A 1,442-nucleotide genomic window follows, 5' to 3' on the forward strand; every position below is an offset into this window, starting at 1 on the left:
GACGGGTGACGGGTGACGGGCGACGGGCGACGGGTGACGGGCTTAATACCTAAAACCTAATACCGACGCGGAGGGCGTTCAGAATTCTGTGTCAGCCTAAATTGCTAAATATCTAGCACGCCATCTAACCTACCTTCGAAGTGAATGGCTAATTGCGACAATGTCAGGTTCCAACTGTGGATTGGCATTGTCCATTTCTTCGAGGCGTTCAATATGCCTGCATACAATAATTTCATCAAGCTATTTTCATTCGGGAATGCGCCTTTAGTCTTGGTCAATTTCCTAAACTGGCGGTGAACCGCCTCGATAGCATTGGTGGTGTAAATGGCTTTTCGCACGTAATCTGGGTACTTGAAGTAACCCGACAGGTTCGTCCATTTACGACGCCAAGAGTCGATAACAATGGGATATAGCTTGCCCCATTTATCGTCTAGCTCATCCAGTGCTGCTTCTGCGGCATCTTTAGTTGCTGCACGATAAACGGGTTTTAAGTCAGCCATAAAGGCTTTTTGGTGCTTAGAGGCTACGTACTTCATCGAGTTACGAATTTGATGAATAACGCACTGTTGAACCTCTGTTTCAGGATAGATAGTGCCAATGGCTTCAGGGAAACCTTTTAGTCCATCAACACAGGCGATTAAAATATCGGATACGCCACGATTATGTAAATCGGTCAGCACTGATAACCAGTAGTTAGCACCTTCGCTTTCTGATACGTAGAGGCCAAGTAATTCTTTACGGCCTTCAATATTAATACCCAACACAGTATAAACCGCTTTGCTAACGTAGCGACCATTTTCCTTGATTTTATAGTGAATAGCGTCAAGCCAGATAAATGGATACAACGCATCAAGACTGCGAGATTGCCACGCTTTAAGCTCTGGTATTAGCTGGTCAGTCACAGCGGTTATTGTGGCTTCTGATACTTCAATGCCATACATTTCTTGAATGTGACTGCGAATATCACGATAGCTCATGCCTAACGCAAACATAGATAGGACTTTTTGGTCAATTTCTGGCGTTAACTTAGTTTGGTTTTTCTTAACGAGTTGCGGTTCAAAGGAGCCTGCGCGGTCTCTTGGTGTTTCAAGTTCAAATTGACCTACAGATGATTTAACGGTTTTTTTGCTAGTGCCGTTCTTACGGTTTGGTTGCAGTTCAGCTTCTAGATGCTGCTCTAGCTCTGCTCTGAGTGCAGCTTCAGTTAATTGTTTAATTAGCGGTGTTAAAACACCATCTTCACCAGTTAACCCTTTACCAGATTGAAGTTCAGCTAATGCTTTGTTGAAGTCGAAAGATTGAGTCATGTGTCACTCCTGTTTTCTTAATATTACTGAAATGACACAGATTTCTAAACACTACCCCGACGGGGTAAACCCGCTGCTACAGGTATAAAAAAACCTTGCAATGTTAACCGCAAGGTTTTTAAATACCTCGAACCT

1 protein-coding gene is annotated in these 1,442 nt (G+C 43.6%); it reads right to left on the bottom strand.

What is annotated here, in order from left to right; all coding sequences use genetic code 11:
• Positions 1 to 104 precede the first annotated feature (104 nt).
• The gene (locus CWC14_RS18190; RefSeq protein ID WP_069440089.1) at positions 105 to 1,307 is read right to left on the bottom strand and encodes an IS256 family transposase; all 1,203 of its coding nucleotides are present in this window, start codon (positions 1,305 to 1,307) and stop codon (positions 105 to 107) included.
• Between the last annotated feature and the right edge of the window lie 135 nt (positions 1,308 to 1,442).

The organism is Pseudoalteromonas sp. S3260, assembly GCF_005886925.1.
Classification (GTDB): Bacteria; Pseudomonadota; Gammaproteobacteria; order Enterobacterales; family Alteromonadaceae; genus Pseudoalteromonas; species Pseudoalteromonas tetraodonis.

Excerpts from the sequence above, each read along its gene's own strand:
- CWC14_RS18190 (WP_069440089.1), bottom strand. The coding sequence starts at position 1,307 with ATGACTCAATCTTTCGACTTCAACAAAGCATTAGCTGAACTTCAATCT.